The organism is Micromonospora inaquosa (genome assembly GCF_003857055.1).
GTDB classification, from domain to species: domain Bacteria; phylum Actinomycetota; class Actinomycetes; order Mycobacteriales; family Micromonosporaceae; genus Micromonospora; species Micromonospora inaquosa.
Genome location: NZ_QGSZ01000206.1, coordinates 38272 through 55170, shown reverse-complemented (window position 1 = coordinate 55170; position 16899 = coordinate 38272). Strand labels below are relative to the sequence as shown.

At 68.7% G+C, this 16899-nt stretch carries 19 protein-coding genes and 1 pseudogene; 10 read left to right on the top strand and 10 right to left on the bottom strand.

Annotated features, from left to right (window positions below; genetic code table 11):
- Positions 1-47: 47 nt before the first annotated feature.
- The 3 genes from DLJ59_RS15380 to DLJ59_RS15370 form a co-directional block, all read right to left on the bottom strand.
- Complete coding sequence (locus DLJ59_RS15380; RefSeq protein WP_124773236.1) at positions 48-623, bottom strand: DNA glycosylase family protein; 576 nt, start codon at positions 621-623, stop codon at positions 48-50.
- A gap of 174 nt (positions 624-797) precedes the next feature.
- Positions 798-1799: a type I glyceraldehyde-3-phosphate dehydrogenase gene (gap, locus tag DLJ59_RS15375; protein ID WP_124773234.1), complete on the bottom strand. Its 1002-nt coding sequence runs from the start codon at positions 1797-1799 to the stop codon at positions 798-800.
- 125 nt (positions 1800-1924) lie between these two features.
- Positions 1925-2128: a hypothetical protein gene (locus DLJ59_RS15370; protein ID WP_124773232.1), complete on the bottom strand. Its 204-nt coding sequence runs from the start codon at positions 2126-2128 to the stop codon at positions 1925-1927.
- Positions 2129-2972: 844 nt separating this feature from the next.
- Here DLJ59_RS15370 and DLJ59_RS15365 point away from each other — a divergent pair.
- The 9 genes from DLJ59_RS15365 (at position 2973) to DLJ59_RS15325 (ending at position 8954) form a co-directional block, all read left to right on the top strand.
- On the top strand, positions 2973-3845 hold the full coding sequence (locus DLJ59_RS15365; protein ID WP_124773230.1) for a universal stress protein: 873 nt from the start codon (positions 2973-2975) through the stop codon (positions 3843-3845).
- Between the two features lie 290 nt (positions 3846-4135).
- Complete coding sequence (locus DLJ59_RS15360; protein WP_112674646.1) at positions 4136-4429, top strand: DUF3040 domain-containing protein; 294 nt, start codon at positions 4136-4138, stop codon at positions 4427-4429.
- Between the two features lie 341 nt (positions 4430-4770).
- Entirely contained in the window at positions 4771-5409 is a 639-nt protein-coding gene (folE, locus tag DLJ59_RS15355) for a GTP cyclohydrolase I FolE (protein ID WP_124773228.1), read from the top strand.
- A gap of 236 nt (positions 5410-5645) precedes the next feature.
- The gene (locus DLJ59_RS15350) at positions 5646-6044 is read left to right on the top strand and encodes a TraR/DksA family transcriptional regulator (RefSeq protein ID WP_124773226.1); all 399 of its coding nucleotides are present in this window, start codon (positions 5646-5648) and stop codon (positions 6042-6044) included.
- Between the two features lie 76 nt (positions 6045-6120).
- Positions 6121-6582, top strand: a complete 462-nt coding sequence (locus DLJ59_RS15345) for a hypothetical protein (RefSeq protein WP_124773224.1) — start codon at positions 6121-6123, stop codon at positions 6580-6582.
- Positions 6583-6689: 107 nt separating this feature from the next.
- Entirely contained in the window at positions 6690-6917 is a 228-nt protein-coding gene (locus DLJ59_RS15340; RefSeq protein ID WP_124773222.1) for a hypothetical protein, read from the top strand.
- Positions 6918-7369: 452 nt separating this feature from the next.
- A complete protein-coding gene (locus DLJ59_RS15335; RefSeq protein WP_124773220.1) occupies positions 7370-8050 on the top strand; it encodes a helix-turn-helix transcriptional regulator in 681 nt (226 codons plus the stop codon).
- The gene (locus DLJ59_RS15330) at positions 8050-8388 is read left to right on the top strand and encodes a cupin domain-containing protein (protein WP_112674638.1); all 339 of its coding nucleotides are present in this window, start codon (positions 8050-8052) and stop codon (positions 8386-8388) included. The genes DLJ59_RS15335 and DLJ59_RS15330 overlap by 1 nt, the downstream gene beginning before the upstream one ends.
- Complete coding sequence (locus DLJ59_RS15325) at positions 8385-8954, top strand: hypothetical protein (RefSeq protein WP_124773218.1); 570 nt, start codon at positions 8385-8387, stop codon at positions 8952-8954. Before DLJ59_RS15330 ends, DLJ59_RS15325 begins: the two co-directional genes overlap by 4 nt.
- Before the next feature lie 174 nt (positions 8955-9128).
- Here the strand turns inward: DLJ59_RS15325 and aceE are convergent, their stop codons facing one another.
- The 3 genes from aceE to DLJ59_RS15310 form a co-directional block, all read right to left on the bottom strand.
- Positions 9129-11879 carry a pyruvate dehydrogenase (acetyl-transferring), homodimeric type gene (aceE, locus tag DLJ59_RS15320; RefSeq protein ID WP_124773216.1) on the bottom strand — a complete coding sequence of 917 codons (2751 nt, stop codon included), beginning with the start codon at positions 11877-11879 and terminating at the stop codon, positions 9129-9131.
- A gap of 209 nt (positions 11880-12088) precedes the next feature.
- Positions 12089-12544, bottom strand: a complete 456-nt coding sequence (locus DLJ59_RS15315) for a hypothetical protein (protein WP_208648705.1) — start codon at positions 12542-12544, stop codon at positions 12089-12091.
- A complete protein-coding gene (locus tag DLJ59_RS15310) occupies positions 12541-13281 on the bottom strand; it encodes a helix-turn-helix transcriptional regulator (protein WP_158630842.1) in 741 nt (246 codons plus the stop codon). Before DLJ59_RS15310 ends, DLJ59_RS15315 begins: the two co-directional genes overlap by 4 nt.
- A gap of 75 nt (positions 13282-13356) precedes the next feature.
- On the opposite strand from DLJ59_RS15310, the gene fdxA reads away from it, so the two are divergent.
- Positions 13357-13698: a ferredoxin gene (fdxA, locus tag DLJ59_RS36945; RefSeq protein WP_124773212.1), complete on the top strand. Its 342-nt coding sequence runs from the start codon at positions 13357-13359 to the stop codon at positions 13696-13698.
- Between the two features lie 101 nt (positions 13699-13799).
- Here fdxA and DLJ59_RS38290 read toward each other — a convergent pair.
- The 4 genes and pseudogenes from DLJ59_RS38290 to DLJ59_RS15285 form a co-directional block, all read right to left on the bottom strand.
- Positions 13800-13949, bottom strand: a pseudogene (locus DLJ59_RS38290) (carboxymuconolactone decarboxylase family protein); the annotation flags it as partial.
- A gap of 68 nt (positions 13950-14017) precedes the next feature.
- A complete protein-coding gene (locus tag DLJ59_RS15295; protein ID WP_124773208.1) occupies positions 14018-15154 on the bottom strand; it encodes a baeRF3 domain-containing protein in 1137 nt (378 codons plus the stop codon).
- A 358-nt stretch (positions 15155-15512) separates the two neighbouring features.
- Positions 15513-16322, bottom strand: coding sequence for a CBS domain-containing protein (locus DLJ59_RS15290; protein ID WP_158630841.1), 810 nt, complete (start codon positions 16320-16322; stop codon positions 15513-15515).
- Between the two features lie 179 nt (positions 16323-16501).
- Positions 16502-16819 (bottom strand): hypothetical protein, encoded by a 318-nt coding sequence (locus tag DLJ59_RS15285; protein WP_124773204.1) that lies wholly within the window; start codon positions 16817-16819, stop codon positions 16502-16504.
- Positions 16820-16899: the final 80 nt, after the last annotated feature.

Below are 16899 nucleotides of genomic sequence, written 5' to 3'. Positions count from 1 at the left end.
AACGCCAAACCACCGCCATCTGACCCAGGTGGGGCCACTTCAAGCCGTCACACCACGACCCCGCAACGACCCCACCGGGGCCAAATCAAGCCGTCACAGTGGGGCCAGACCAAACCGTCAGAGCCACCATCGTGATCAACAAGGTGCGGCCCGAATCGCTGCGACAACCGGTTCAACACGATGATCCCCAGATCCAGGGCCACCTGCTGGCAGGCGATCGCATTGACCAGTCCCTCGAAGACGGTCGGAAAGCGAGGCGGGCGCAGCCCGCGGAACCGCTGCACCAGCGGACCGATGGCAGGGTCGTCATCGGCGAGCTCGTAGAAGGGCCGCAGATCGACCGCTAGCCCGAACATCTTCTGGACGAGCAGGCCGGCCTCGTTCAAGGCCCGCTCGCTGATGGGTGTTGCCGATTCCACGGTGACCATCAGCGTCGGTTGGACGCCGGTCGTCGCCTGAACGGCTGTCAGCCGTGCGGGGTGTCCGTCGGCGATGATGACGCGGCTGTACTGGCCGTCGTCCCACCGGTCGACGGTGTTCTTCCAGCGTCGTCGCAACGCCCGGGCCGTCAGATCCAGCCGAAATGGATAGGGTGCAGGCAGAACAATCGTGGCTTGTGCCATATCCGGTCTCAGATACTGTAGCGGCGGGCGCGGCGTACCCGTTCTGGTGACGGCCCGGGGACGGCTGCGGTGAGCCGGAACCGCCCGGCCATCGGCGACCCGCGCTGCAAAGGTCGTCCGGGGTGTTCCGGGAGGGAATGCGTCACGGAACACCGCTCGTCCGGTCGGCGAGCATCATGCGGCTACACCGAGTGTGCCGCGGGCCTCGCGGATCATCTGGTGGGTGAAGCCCCATTCGTTGTCGTACCAGGCCATCACCTTGACCAGCGTGCCGTCCACGACGCGGGTCAGGTCCAGGTCGATGACAGCGGCGCGTGAATCTCCGACGATGTCGGCGGAGACCAGAGGATCCTGCGAGACACCGAGAATGCCGCGGTAGCGCTCGTCGGTGGCCTCTTGCCGGAACGCGGCGTTGACTTCCTCAACGGTGGTCGGCCGGCTCGCGACAAACACGATGTCGGCGACCGACCCGACCGGGATCGGTGCGCGTACCGCGATGCCGTCGAACCTGTCGGCCAGCTCGGGTACCGCGCGGGTGGTCGCCCGGGCCGCCCCGGTCGAGGTCGGCACGAGGTTAGCGGCCCCGGCCCGACCGCGCCGGAAGCTCTTGGCGGGGCCGTCGACCAGCTGTTGGCCGGCGGTGTAGGCGTGGATGGTCGTCATCACCGCCCGTTGGACACCGATGTGACGGTGAGCGATTTCGATGACCGGGGTGATGCAATTGGTGGTGCAGCTGGCGCAGGAAACGATCTGTGGTGCGCCGTCGGGACGGTTCACGCCGTGCACCACGGTGGGTACCGCCTCCGACGATGTCGGGGCGGACAGGATCACGAAAGAGGCGCCGGCTTGCAGGTGCTTCTTCAGCTCGTCCTCGGCTTTGAAGACGCCGGTGCATTCCAGGACCAGGTCGACGCCGAGGTCGGCCCACGGCAGCTTCGCCGGGTCGCGTTCGGTGAACGTCGCGATCCGTCGACCGTCGACGAGCAGCGCCCCGTCTTCGGTGCTGACCCGGCGGTGGTAGCGGCCGTAGACGGTGTCGTACCTGAGCAGGTAGGCCAGGTTGTCGACGTCGGCGAAATCGTTGACCGCGACGAGGTTCAACCCGTCGGCGTCCAGCAGGATCCTCAACGCCGCACGGCCGATGCGGCCCAGCCCGTTGATCGCCACGTTCGGCATCTCAGACCACCTTCCTCTAGGTTCATTGGGTTTTCGTTCCGCGCGTACCTGCCGGTGAAGGATGTAAGGCAGTCGCCGGCGACGGTCGGGGCGTGTGGTGATCATCTGGCACCCGGGGGTGTCAGCTAGTCCATTCGGTCGCCGTGCTCCGCATGCAGGTCGCTCAGGTACTTGTCGGCGCAGCGACGCGCGCAGTAGCGGACAGAGATCAACGTGACAACGCCCAGAACCAGCCCTAAGCCGATCTTGTCGGCGTTCAGCAATGCGACAGCGATCGTGATGAGGGCGATGGCGAGGGTGAGCGCGGGTAGCTGGCACTTGGGGCCCATCCGTTCCTCCATCCCGGTGGCAGCGACAGGTGATACTCGAGGCTGCGTCGGCCGATGACGTGGCTACCGGCAATGACCTGATCGGAATTCCGCCGGTGGGTCCACGCCCGGCGCGATCTGGCACCATGTTCGTCGCGCCTACGCCGGCAGGGCAGGTGGGCGCCGCACCAATCTGGACTCGCTTGGTTGCCGACGGGCGGCAATCTGCCCGGTGCCGCCCAGCCGGACAGGACCGGAGCGGCGTCTGAACCGGGGCGCCTTTCGTCGCTTCTCTGGCGATGCTTGCTCATGACCGGCAATCCGGGGCCACCAATGTGTCCGTCGCCGACCCTGTGCGCACAGGGCAAACCGATTCACCGTTGAGGAGAGCGGCTGCGCGGTGGACTGGCACCAGAAGCTGCGCGTCTTTGCTCGCGGGACGGGTTGGGCAAACCCGGGCGGGGACGAGAGTTTACCGCAGGGCCGTCCCGGACCTTCGCCGCAGGGCTGGTTACGGCGACGCCGGCCATCCGAGTCCTTGCCGGTCGCACCGAGCTGCGGTGCAGCCGCCAATCAGGCTCTGGCGGGCGCTGCGGAGACACCGCGCCGGAGCGAGGAACGGAGACCAAGCCCGACCGTCTTCGACACACGTCCAGAAGAAGGGGATCATCATGCATTTCTATATGCATCGACCGGCATCACTGCTTGCCGCTGCGCCGAGCCATCGCGTCTCATGTCCCGCGACGGGCGGCGACGTCGGCCGGGCCCCCAAGGCGCCCGCCGGCAACGCCGACTTGAACGTCGTGTCGTGCTCCCTGCCGCGCGGACGTTCGCTCGGCACTAGCGCAGTGGTGGAGGTCTTGCGATGAGCAGGCTCGTGGTAGTCGGCTTCGACGGTTCGGCGACAGCCCGGTCCGCGGTTCACTACGGCGCGTGGGAGGCCGTGCGGCGCGGCTGTGGCCTGCGCATCGTGCATGCCTTCGGCTGGCCGGTGATCGGGCCGCCCTTCCACGCCCCGTACGATCAGCACGATCAAGGGCCGCGGGCGGCGATGCTGGACCTGTTGGCGCGAACCGCACAGCAGGCCCGCGACGATCATCCTTCCCTGTCGGTGACCACTCGCCTGATCGACGGTTCGCCTGGCGGGGTGCTGGTCGACCTCTCACGCGACGCTGAGCTGCTCGTCGTTGGTCATCGCGGCCTGGGCGGGTTCGCCGGGCTCTTGGCGGGCTCGGTGGCTGCCCAGGCCTCAGCGCATGCGTGTTGCCCGGTCGTGGTCGTGCGCGGCGACACCCCTTGCGATGACGCGCCGGTCGTGCTCGGCACCGATGGTTCACCCGGGGCCAACAGGGCGGCAGAGGTCGCCTTCGCGCAGGCGCAACTACGCGACGTCGAGCTGATCCTGGCCCATCATCAGCCGGCGCGCAGCAGCTCCGCGGGTGCGATCGCGGTGGGCGACCCCGGGTTCTGGGTCACGGTCGGCGATCCTGCGGCAGGCGAGCTCGGCGTCGGCGCCCGCTATCCGGACGTCAAGTACCGTACCGAGGTCGTGCCGGGCGATTCCGTCGCCGCGGCGTTGATCGCCCTCGTCCGCCGCACGTCGGCCGGCCTGCTGGTCGTCGGCTCCCGGGGACTCGGGGGCTTCCGTGGGCTGGTGATGGGCTCGACGTCGCGGAACCTGATCGAGCACGCCCCGTGCCCGGTGATGGTGGTTCCGGCGATCTACGACGGGGATTGACGGCGTGCCGTCATATCGATGTGTCGGGCTCGGCCGGGGCTCGCGTCCACCGACCGGGTATGAGGTGTGACGGGCGGTTCCCGTGGTTCGGCAGGTCCGACTTTCGCAGTTTGCTGTTGTCGGCCCTGTCGATGGGATCAGGTCAAGCCGGATGCTGTCCGTGGACAAACGACGGATCGGCAGGCGGCGGCTCGCGTCCGCCGCCTGCACCGGTCACATCAAACGGAGACGCCACGAGGCGGGCTGCACGGTAGGTCGTTGCGGACGGTCGCCAGTCGGAAAGGAGCAGAATGCTCAGCGACGCAGAACAGCGCAGGTTGACGGAGATCGAACGCGGACTGCGGTCAGAAGACCCCGAGTTCGCCGATCGATTCGGCCATGCCATGCAGAGCCGCCCGCACAAGTGGCGCGGCATGACTCCACGCACCTGGCTGATCGCAGCCGTGCTGATCATGGGCTTGGCGGTGTTGACGACCAGCCTCGGAATCGCGCTCATCGCGGTCGGTGTGGCCGGCGTGAGCGCGGCCATCTGGATCACCGACCACACCCGATGGACTAATGATCGACGACCACCACAGCCATAGCGCTGCGGCCCGCTCACAGACCGACCGGTGACCGCGCCCGCGGACGATGCAACAAGAGTCCGGGCGCCAGTGCGGGTCTGCATGGTGAATGCCGGGCGCCGCTCGACCAGCGGCATCCGACGAGAGGGCCTGCCCACCGCTCGCAGAGCCACGCCCATCGACCGAGCCCCGTTCATCCTGACCGACACGATGATCGGCGATTCGGTTGCGCAGGTAGAGCGACACTGTCGTCCCCCGCATACGGAGCCGTGCCGCGTCCGCCGGTGGCGCCGCCCACGTGCCCATGCCAGTTCGGTCAATGACAGTCGCGTCTGCGCACGGCGGCGTGCGAAGGGAGCACCATGACCACCACCGCTGCGTTGCGCGTCGGTCAACGGCGACCGGACAAGGATCTGGTCGCCGCGGAACTTGCCGCCGCCACGTTCCTCACCGCCCTCGGTGTCGACCTGACAGCCGGTGGGCTTGCCGAGACACCCGCTCGGATGGCGCGCGCCTACGCCGAACTGCTGAGCCCACGCGAATTCGCCTTCACCACGTTCGCCAACGACGAGGGATACGACGAACTCGTCGTGACCCGCGACATCCCGATCCGGTCGGTGTGCGAACACCACCTGCTGCCGTTCGTCGGCGTCGCCCACGTCGGCTACCTGCCCGGCGACCGCATCGTCGGGCTGTCGAAACTCGCCAGAGTGGTGCAACTGTTCGCCCACGGCCCCCAGCTGCAGGAGCGCCTCACCCGACAGATCGCCGTCTGGCTCGACACCCACCTGCGGCCCGGAGCCGTCGGGGTCGTCATCGAAGCCGAACACCTGTGCGTGACCATGCGAGGCGCACACGCCGCAGGCGCCCGCAGCATCACCTCCGCGTTCCTCGGACGTCTGCGCGACGACGCCCGCGCCCGCGAGGAGTTCCTGACCATGGCCGGTGTCGGCTCCCCCTTGATCGCACGCCGCACCGCGACACCGCGACACCCCAGGTGACCGATCAGCGCATGTCCCGATCGTCGTCGCCGGCATGCTGACGCCACAGCGGCCTCACTTGGCGCCGCACGGCCGTCCGCACCGGGTCGTTCGCACCCGGTCGCTGAGGTTGCCGGGCACCGGAAGGGTCAACGCCGGTCGTTCTGCCCGTGACGGCTCCTGCGCTTACCCGATGAGTCCCGCACGCTTGACACAGCGGTCCCGCAGGTGAGGAGACACATGATGACGACGAGAGCGTGACCTCCAGCCCCACCGTCGATGCCAGATTCGTCCGGCCGGGCGGCGCGGCCACGCCGCTGCGTCGCGGACGGTCGGACCCGACGCCACGGGTGTTCGCCGACCGGCGGCGCGATGCGGTTGCCCTCACCTGGGACCTAACGGTCCACCAGTTGCATCAGGCGTTCGGGCGGTGCGTGGCCGCGCCGTCGACCGAGGCGCTGGACGACGTCATGTCGCAGGAGTTGGCGCGGACTCGGCTTGCCGCGGCGCGATATGCCGTCGACGACATCCAAGCCGCGCTCAGTCGCATGGCCCACGGCACCTACGGCATATGCCAACAGTGTGGCTGCAGCGTCACCGCTCATGGTCTACAGGGTTCACCAACCGCTCAACGGTGTGCCACCTGCCAGGTGTAACAAACTCGCGGGATTGCGCACGCCGCAGGGCGCGGCGAGACCGTCCCATCCGAGCGTCGGTAGAAATGAGGTCGGCATGTCCGTATCCACCACGGTGGTCTCCGGCCAGCAATCCTCCAGCGGCCCGGCGGACGCGGCACCCGCCGATAGCCGGGCGAGTGCCGAGACCTCGCCCACCGCGATAGCCGTCAGCCTCGGCAGTGGCCAAACCCACATGTGGGTGGCCGGCCGCGGCGGCTTGAGCTGCCCGAGCGGCGACACCGTCGGCACCTCCCACGCTCCGGTACGCCGGGGACGCGTCGCCGACAGATCCGGCTGTATCGATGTGCTGGCAGGGCTGATCCGCCGGTACCGCGACCCGATCCCGGCCGGCTCGGTCGTGGTCGTCTGCCGGCCCGTGCTGGCCAGCGCGACGGAGCAGGACGCGCTGCGCCAGGTCGCCGCAGCGGTGTTCGCCCCGTCGCGGTTGGTGTTCATCGACACCGTACGCGCGGCAGCCTCATCATCGCCGACGTCGGCGCCGAAATCATCGAGGTAGCGGCGCTGCGGCACGGCAGAGTCCTGGCGGCGCATCGCACGGACATCGGCACCCGCGACCTCAAGCGCGGTGCACCCACCGAACTCCTCGCCCACGCCACCACCCGGATGATCGATGAGCTGCGCCAGGACCCGGCCGTCGAGGCCCTGGTCCCCGCCGCGTTGACCCGCGGCCTCATGGTGGTGGGCGACGGCGCCATGACTCCCACCCTGATGGTGAAGATCGCCGCGAACCTGCGGATCCCGGTGCGGTCTGCGGTCGCACCATGGACCGCCGCGCTCAACGGCGCCGGACTCGCCGCCATGTCCGTGGCCCGTCACCCGGCGACCCGATGACCGGCCGACGCAGCGACGCCTGCACCCAGCTCACTTACGGTCGGCGATGACATCGCGATTCTCCCGCTCCATAGTTTCTACAACCAGGTCTTGTGTAAACTCTAGATCATGATGTGCGCGATCCTCCAGCCGTGTGCGGGGCTTGTGGACCATGCGCGCCGACGGATGCCCCGTGGACCGCGCGTACGAGGTCATTCGTTCCTTACCTCCAACCCGACAAGTGGTGCACCACGGGCCCTGCAGGCTGGTTCATCGGCGGAGGTGATCGCCTTCCAAGACGACCTCGCGAGCCACCTGATGACTTATCTGCCCGAGAAGGTGTCCTGCTCGCTGCTGCTTCCCGGTCGTGCCGGTGCACGGCGACCATCCGGTGGGGCCGCAAGCACGGCTCGCCCCGCGATCACGATGATGGTGGTCGGCCCGCCGCGCCGAACCTAGGTGGAGGAAATGCCATGACGTTGCCGAAGCCGGGCCAGCACGCGGCAGGCCGCCGCGGACAGGTGTTGCGGCTGCTGCGGGACGCGCGCAGCCCGATGGCTATCGCCGAAATCGCCGAACGGCTCGGGATCCACGTCAACACCGCACGGTTTCATCTCGAGAGCCTGGTCAGTGACGGTCGGGTCGAGCGCACAACCACCGACTCCCGCAGCCCGGGACGTCCACCGCAACTGTTCCATGCGGTACGGCGCATGGATCCGATGGGCCCTCGGCATTTCCGGGTGCTCGCCGAAGTACTCGCCGAGGTGATCGCGACCGATCCTGATCCGAGCAGCCGGGTCTTGGCGACCGGACGCCTCTGGGGACGTCACCAGGCGTCCACCATCACCCACGCCACCGCACCGGACGAAGCACCCAACCCGGATGAATCTGTTGAGCGGCTGATGCGGTTGCTCGACGAGTTAGGCTTCGCACCCGAGCGACCCGCCGGTGGCGACCGGCCACAGATCGACCTGCGGCACTGCCCGTTTTTCGAGCTCGCGATCAGTCGGACCGACGTCGTGTGCCCGGTACACCTGGGCCTGATGCAGGGCGCGATGCAGTCGTGGGCCTCGCCCATCACGGTCGACCGACTCGACCCCTTTGTTCAACCAGACCGGTGCGTGGCCCACCTGAGCGCTGTCGGAGGATCCTGATGGATGCCCTGTCGTTGACCGCCCTGGCCGAGGAGCAAGTCGCCGCGGCTCATGCCTCGTCGGCCGGGCGTAGCGCCCGCACGATCCACGGCGGGCAGACACATGCCCTGCGTCAGACGGTGCTCGCCCTAGCGGCGGGCCAGAGGCTCGGGGAGCACGAGAGCCCCGGTGAGGCAACGCTGCAGGTCCTGGCCGGGCGGGTACGCCTGAGTGCCGGCGACGACTCCTGGGAAGCGGCCACAGGTGACTATCTGATCATCCCACCGGCCCGCCATGACCTGACCGCGATCGACGACTCCGCGGTCTTGCTGAGCGTCGTCACCGACCGACGGGAGTGACCGCCTCGGCCGACCACCCGGCAGGGCCGAGCAACCCGCCGGCGCAGCAGTTGAGCGCGACGTCGCCGCCCGCCCCGCGGCGCGGTTCACAGCCGAACCCGGCAACCGTCCTGACCGCGATCGGCGTCTGTTCGGTGGTGATCGGTGGCCTGGTCGCCGCGGTCACCGAGCCACTCGATCTGGCGCACGGCAGCTGGCTCGCGGCCTATCTGGTGCTGGTCGGTGGCATGACGCAGTGCGCCATGGGCCAGGCCCGGATCCGGGGACCCGAGGTCATAGCGCCGCGCGGCAGCTGGGCACAGATCGGCTGCTGGAACGTGGGCAACGCCCTGGTGATCGGTGGAACCCTGACCGGTGAACCCTTGGCGGTCGATTTCGGCTCGGCGCTGCTGGTCATCGCGTTGGCGATCGCCTTCCGCGCCACACGACCCGGTGTGGGTTCGGCTACTAGCTCGGCCGCCGGTGGGGTGTCAGCGCTGGTCGGCCATGTCCACCGGACGCTGCTGCTCGTGCTGGCTGTCAGCATCCCGATCGGCATGGCGCTGGCACACCTGCGACACCCCTGACCGCCGTCGCCGACTGCCGCTGCTGCTGAGCGGCTTCGCGCCGCAGCGGATGATTCCGCTCCATCGCCGCGACACTGCATGCACACGTTGGGCGCACGCCCCCATCGGGCCAGCCCGAGCTGCTTGTCGCCTCGGTGAGACATCCGGCGAATCACAGCTGGGCCGGCCCCTTCCCTACTCGGCGGACCCTTCGGTGCTGCCGGGCGTGGCCGCGTCGATCTCATTCAGCCGGTACAGCTCAATCGCCCTAGCGGGCGAGGACGCGTCGATTTCTCCACGGTCGGCGAGTTGGGAGAGGACCCGCAGCACGATGGAGGGTGCGTCGACGTGGAAGTGGCGGCGCAGCGCCCCGCGGGTATCGGAGTGCCCGAAGCCGTCGGTGCCCAGGGAGGACCAGGTGCCAGGCACGAACGGTGCGATCTGGTCGGGGACGGCTCGCATCCAGTCGGACACGGCGGTGACGGGGCCTGGCGCCTCGGTCAGCCGGCGGGTGACGTAGGGGATTCTGCGTGGCCGGTCGGGGTGGGTGAGGTTCCAGGCGTCGGCGGCGATGGCCTCGCGGCGCAGTTCGGTCCAGGACGTCACCGACCAGACGTCGGCGGCGATGCCCCAGTCGTCGCGCAGCAGCCGTTGTGCCTGCAGCGCCCATTGCACGGCGATGCCGGAGGCCAGGATCTGCGCCCGCGGACAGCCGGTTTCCTCGGCGGTGCTGTAGAGGTGCATGCCGGCGAGGATGCCGTCGACGTCGGTGTCGGCCGGCTGGCCGGGCTGGGTGATGGGTTCGTTGTACAGGGTCAGGTAGTAGAAGACGTTCGCGTCCTCACCGTTGCGGGTTTCGCCGTACATGCGGCGCAGGCCGTCGCGGACGATGTGGCCCAGTTCGAACGCGAACGCGGCGTCGTAGGCGACGCAGGCGGGGTTGGTGGCGGCCAGAAGCAGCGAGTGGCCGTCTTCGTGTTGCAGTCCCTCGCCGTTGAGGGTGGTCCGGCCGGCGGTGGCACCGAGCAGGAAGCCGCGGGTCATCTGGTCGGCGGCCGCCCACAGGCCGTCGCCGGTGCGTTGGAACCCGAACATGGAGTAGAAGATGTAGATCGGGATCATGGGTTCGGCGTGGGTGGCGTAGGAGGTCCCGGCCGCGGTCCAGGACGCGGTGGCGCCGGCTTCGGTGATGCCCTCGTGCAGCAGGACGCCCTGGGTGTCCTCCTGGTAGCTGAGCATGAGTTCCCGGTCCACGGACAGGTAGTGCTGTCCGTGCGGGGAGTAGATCTTCTTGGACGGGAACAGGGCGTCCAGGCCGAAGGTGCGGGCCTCGTCCGGGATGATCGGCACGAACCGGTGACCGATGTGCGGGTCCTTCATCAGGTCCTTAAGCAACCGGACGAACGCCATCGTCGTGGCGACCTGTTGTCGGCCGGAACCGCGGGCGGCGACCGCGTACGCCCCGGCGCCGGGCAGGGCGAGGCGCAGGTTTCGCGTGGGACGGTCCGGCAGATAGCCGCCCAGGACACGGCGACGCTCGTGCAGGTACTCCAGCTCCGGGGAACCGTCGGATGGGCGGTAGTACGGCGGCAGTATCTCGTCGAGTGCCGTATCGGGGATCTCGAGATGTAGCCGGTCCCGGAAGCCCTTGAGGTCGTCGAGGGTGAGTTTCTTCATCTGGTGGGTGGCGTTGCGTCCCTCGAAGTGCGACCCGAGTGTCCAGCCCTTGATGGTCTTGGCCAGGATCACGGTCGGCTGGCCGGTGTGCGTCACGGCGGCCTGGTACGCCGCGTACAGCTTCTTGTAGTCGTGGCCGCCGCGGGTGAGTCCCCAGATCTGGTCGTCGGACATGTCCGCGACCATGGCGGCGGTGCGCGGGTCACGGCCGAAGAAGTGTTCCCGTACGAACGCCCCGGATGCGGCTTTGTAGCTCTGGTAGTCGCCGTCCGGGGTGACGCTCATCAGGTTGAGCAGCGCGCCGTTGGTGTCCGCGGCGAGCAGCGGGTCCCACTGCCGGCCCCAGATCACCTTGATGACGTTCCATCCGGCGCCGCGGAAGTACGCCTCCAACTCCTGGATGATCTTGCCGTTGCCGCGGACCGGGCCGTCGAGGCGCTGCAGGTTGCAGTTGATGACGAAGGTGAGGTTGTCGAGGTTCTCGCGGGCGGCCACGCCGATCGCGCCGAGCGCTTCGATCTCGTCCATCTCGCCGTCGCCGAGGAACGCCCACACCCGCTGGCGGCTGGTGTCGGTGATCCCGCGGTGGTGCAGGTAGCGGTTGAACCGGGCCTGGTAGATGGCGTTGATCGCGCCGAGGCCCATCGAGACGGTCGGGAACTGCCAGAAGCCGGGCATCAGCCGCGGATGCGGGTAGGACGGCAGGCCGCCGCGGGGATGCGACAGCTCCTGGCGGAACCCGTCGAGCTGATGTTCGGTCAGGCGGCCCTCGAGGAAGGCCCGTGCGTAGATGCCCGGGGAGGCGTGGCCTTGGAAGTAGATCTGGTCGCCGCCGCCCTGCGCGTGGGGGCCGCGGAAGAAGTGGTTGAACCCGACCTCGTACAGCGACGCGGCCGAGGCGTAGGTGGAGATGTGCCCGCCGACCCCGATCCCGGGTCGCTGCGCCCGGTGCACCATGATCGCGGCGTTCCACCTGATGTAGGCGCGGATGCGCCGTTCGATGTCCTCGTCGCCGGGGAACACCGGCTCCCGCTGCGGCGGGATGGTGTTCAGGTAGTCGCTGCTGTGCAGTCCGGGAACACCGACGTGCTGTTCGCGGGCCCGCTGCAGCATGCTGAGCATCAGATACCGGGCCCGATCGGTTCCGGCGTGTTCTACGACCGCGTCGAGGGAGTCCCGCCATTCCTGGGTCTCGGCGGGGTCCAGGTCGACCAGTTGGCTGGGCAGCGCGCCGCTGATCAGTGGCTGCCGGTGGAGTTCTGCGGTCATGGCGTGGGCCTTTCTCACAGCGTTGCCGTGCTGTTGTCTCGACTGCCTGATCGGATGGTGCATCGCGCACGCCCGGGGCAAACGTTGACGTCCATGGGTCCAGGTGACGGGATCGTCGTGGTGGTTGAGCACGGCCGGGCCGATGGTCGCCGGACCGTGCGGATTGCGGTCGGCGCGCTGGCCGGGGGACTCGGCATCGGGTGGCGGACTCATGGCATGAGCCGTAGGGCGACCACGATCCCGAGCGTGGGCAGGAGAATGACTTTGGCGCATTCGGCGGCGGTGTAGGCCAGGTGAAGACGCGATCGTGGTGGTACCTGCCCGCCGATGATTTGGTGGGCACGACGGTCCAAGCGGGGGCGTAACACCGCCACCTGGACGACCAGGAACGCCCAGAGCCCGATCAGCACGGTCGTCGGGACGCCCGCGATGGTGGATCTGCCGGCAGTGCTCGTGAGCACCGCCAGTGTGAGCGCGGCGGCGAGGAGGAGTTCTGCGGCGTTGAGCGCCCGGAAGACCAGCCGGCCGATGCCGAGCCCGAGCGGCAGGGTGATGCCCGGCGCCCGGAACTTCAACGGGGTCTCCAGGAACGAGATCGCCAGGACCATGCCGAGCCAGACGAACGGGACAGCGAGAAGCACCACGGCAGCCAGGCGAGCGGTCACGGCTTGCCTCCGGAGCCGGTCGACGGCGGGATCTGTCGCCCGGGGGACGGCGCGGTCACGGGAGTGATCCGGGCGAGGCACAGATGCGGCTGGACGAACGGTTGCAGACTGACCGCGGCGGGCGGGGCATCAACGTCGGCCAGAGCCCGCCGCAACAGACCCCGATGCATCGAGCAGACGACGTCCGGGTGTTTTATAGCGACCGCGCGGAACGGGCAGGCATGCAGCCGGATCTCCAGGCTGTCACCGTCGCGGACGAGATCGGGCTCGAAGCCCAACTCCGCGAACAGCGCGTTCACGTGTACCGCCGCCTCGGCCAGCGTCGCGGCGGGGACCGCCGGTCCCGGTTCCTGGTGTCCGGCCCAATCCCAGCCGGCCTGTTCGGCCCGCCGCGCCCGTTGCTCACTGTCCCCGGCCCAACGCGCGGCGAGGATCCCGGACAGCAGTTCGTAGCCGGTCTGCCCGCCGGCGACGGCGCGGCTGGCCGGCAGATAGAGCCGTCGAGGTCGCCCGCGTGTACCGGACTGGACGGCCCGGCTGGTCACCAGCCCCGCGTCGGTGAGGACGTCCAGATGGAAGCGGGCCGTGGTGACGTGTAGGCCACACGCCGCGGCCAGCTCACGCACGTCGAGCGGGTCGTCGGCGGCACGCAGCGCGTCCAGCAGTCGTAGCCGACTGGCGACGGCCAACGCCCCATGCGTCTGGCTACGCACATCCGCTCGATCGTCATTGCTCACCCCACCATCATAATAGAACTGATGCTGATAGTCTAAAATCGTTGAGCACTTCACCCGTGCACGGAGGAGGTCGGCGTGACGTATGTGATCGCGGAGCCCTGCATCGATGTCGTCGACCGGGCCTGTGTCGAGGAATGCCCGGTGGATTGCATCTACGAAGGAGACCGGGCGCTGTACATCCACCCCGACGAGTGTGTGGACTGCGGCGCGTGCGAGCCGGTCTGTCCGGTGGAAGCGATCTACTATGAGGACGACCTTCCCGCGCAGTGGTCGGTGTTCACCGCGGACAACGCCCGGTTCTTCGCCGAGCCGCTGCCGGGAAAGGCAACGGCGTTGGACTCCCCCGGCGGGGCGGCCAAGCTCGGCCGTGTGGGACTGGACACTCCGCTCGTCGCCGGGCACGCGGGTCCGGCCTGACGCGAGCACCGAACGGAGCGTGCGCCACGGCCGCAGACCGGGCAGAGCGACGGTGTGTGGCGCAGGCGGCGTGTTGAGGTTCTGGCCGGGCGAGTGGTGTGGGCGGCGGCTACGGCGATGAGTTGCTTGGTTTTCTCGGGCAGCGCACCATCGGCGAACACGGCACGGGTGAACGCTTCGAACGCGTCGTGGGTCTCGGGTGCGAGCTCTTTGCGCTGCGCGGCGATCTCGGGAGTGGTCGGGTGATACATGGGATCGCTCATGGGTGGGCTCCTGTCCAGGTAAACGGTTTGAACATCGAGCAGGGTGGGCGGTTCTGTCAGTAGCGCAGGGTCGCGGCTATCGGGTTGGCGTCGGGCATGCGTGGGGCGGGCACGGCGTAGACGGTGCCGGCGTGGCGCAGCGTTGCCGCGGCGGCGAGGTCGAGTTGATCGCTCGTGGTGGGTGTGTCGGTGAGCAGGATCAGCGGCTCGCGGTCCGTGCGGGTGCGCCATGCGGGGGTGTCGGTGCAGAGGAACAGTGTCTCGACCTGGCCCTGCCGGGCTGCCGCGAAGATCTCGTCGGGTGTGTTGCTGGTGCGTCCGGTGCCGTGCAACGCGCGGTATCCGGCGGCGGCTGCGGTCTCTTGGCCGCGCAGCACGGGTTCGACCAGCGCCCACGCCCGGCGGTGAAGTTGATCGGGATTCGTGTCCCGTGGGCTGCCGTCGATGCCGTCGGGCAGTAGCTCAGAATGCGTGTTGGCCTGGTGGTAGATGGCTTGCAGGTAGCGCACACCAGCGAGGACGACGGGGGCTTGGTCACCGGCGAGGAGCTCGCGCAGGGCCTGGTCGACCCGCCGGAAGTGCTGCAATATCAGCGGCTTGACGTCGTGGTCGTCCCCGCCGTGGAACACGGCCCGGCCGCCAGCGCCTCCGCGGTCGGCGAGGAAGGCGTGCACCTGTGGTCGCCGGCGCGGCATGCTCAGCCACACCGCCAGCGGGAGCCCGTCGAGGTTGACCTGGTCGAGGCCGAACCGGGTGCCGTGGAACAGCCGGATCTCGTCCTGGCTCAGCGCCAGGATGTAGAAGTGGCCGCCCGCGTTCAACAGCGGTAGCAGCGGTCGGACCATGAACCGGTCGCCGACGGTCACCAGTTCGGGTAACCGCAACGCAACCCGCAGGTGTTCGAGGCCGTCCGGTCCGAGGAACACCGCCAGACCGTCGCTGGGCTGGTCCCACAACCCCACCAGGTCGAGGAGTCGATGCCCGGGCTCGAGTATCGCGTCGGTCCGAGCGGTGGGCATGCCGTCGGTGCGCAGCGCGTGGTGCGCGTGCTGGAGCTGGTTCTTCAGCCGGATGCGGTTACGCTCGGTTTGAGGCCCGCCGCGGTGGGTGGGCAGGAAGATGGAGACCCGTATGCCGCCGCGCTGGTCGGCAAGCCGGAGCAGATCATGCGCGTTCAGGATGTCCATGCTCATCTCTCATGGGAAGTCGTCCGGCGCGCCCATGGGGCAGCGCCTCTCCGATTCGATGCCGGCATCTTCGTGGCTGGACCAGCGTTTGCGCGCGTGCCCCAGGCTGGGTGGCCCTCGCAGTCACCATCGGCATCGGCATCGGTGAGTGGTCACCAGTTGGCCGGTGGGTCACTCGCCGGGAATGATTGCCTGCCCCATTCGTCGACAATGTCACCGGCGAGCCCGCTGGAGTCGTCGTCGATTCCCGGCGGCTGCCGGGGCGCATCCGGTGTTCGGTCGTGCAGATCGATGATCGTGTCGTGGTGTTCGCCGTCCGGATGCGATGACACCGGCGATGGGCGCGGGTCCGCCTGCGGCCTGGTCATTGCAGTGCCGCCGATCGAGTCACGATCTGCTGCTCGTGGTCGCCGATCCGGTCTGCGGGTCCGCTGCCGGCTGACCAGGCGGGAAGGCGCCCGATCCACCAGCCGAGCAGAGGATCACGCTCGGCCGCCTGACGCGCGGGAGCCGCCGCGACGGTGTCGTCGACGTCAAAGGTGAGCTGGTCGACGACGCCGGTGACGCCGGGGACAGCCTCGTTCAGCCGGGCGGCGGCGACGACGGTCGTCTTGCGCGCGGTGGGCCCGGTGAGGGTGACGACGCCGTCGTCGACGGCGACCTGGACATCCCCCGGCGGGATCCACAGCGTACGACGCAGGACCTGGTGGATCACCTCGTCGCGGATGACGGCGTCGAGCCGAGCGTGGACCTTCAACAGGTCCGACCGGGTGACGATGCCTCGCAGTCGGCGGTCGCCGTCGACGACCAGCAGCCGGACGACCTCGCTGCGGTACATCACCCGGGCCGCCGCGGGCAGCGGCGCGTTGGCTTCGATGGTCAACGCCGGGCCGCTCATCACCTCCACGGCGGTGCCCTGCTGCCACCACACCGGCGGCGCCGCCCACCGGCGCCACCAACCGACATGCGGCGGGCTGCCCGGCGCAGCGATGTCGATCTTCCTTCTCATGTCGGTCCAGGAGACCACGCCGAGCACCACGTCGAAGCCGTCGACGATTGGCACGGCGGTGATCTGCCGGCCGGTGAGCACAGCGACGATCTCCGCGACCGACGCGTCCTCGGGTGCGGAGATCACGTCCGTGGTCATCACATCGCGTACCCGCCACTGCGGCATGCTGTTCCTCCTGTCGGCGACGATCTTGTGAGGTGCGCGGCGGCGCAACCGATCGGTGGTGACGAATGCTGGCGTGATGGGGGCGAGACCGTTGGGGTTTGGGTCGACCAGACCGCCGTCTGCGTGGGTCCCGCCCATGCGTGGTGGTCGCTTGGCCGGCATACGCGTCAGGGATGCGCTCACCTCCGGTTGCGAACACGACGGCAACACGCGGCGCTGGTAGCGCCGGATGCGGTCACGTCTCGACGGCCGGCCACAGGCACAGTGCTGACCGGTTCGCCGTCAGGGTGCCGTCGCCGCAACTCCCAGCGGCGGCGGTACGGCAGCACGGCGCGGGCGTAGCGCCGCAAGTGGTACAAGCCGGTTAACGCGGCGACGATGGCGATCATCAACAGCGCATCGATGACACTGCGGCTCACGAGCAGCGCCACGGCGAACACGAGGACAGCCGCAGCAACGGCGATCGTCAGCCACAGTCGAGATTTACGGAACCGCATGACGTTCTCCCCTCTGCGAGCAAAAGTCCACCGGTGCCATGACATGAAGGAGCTAGGGCCTGCCGGGAATCTCATCGACG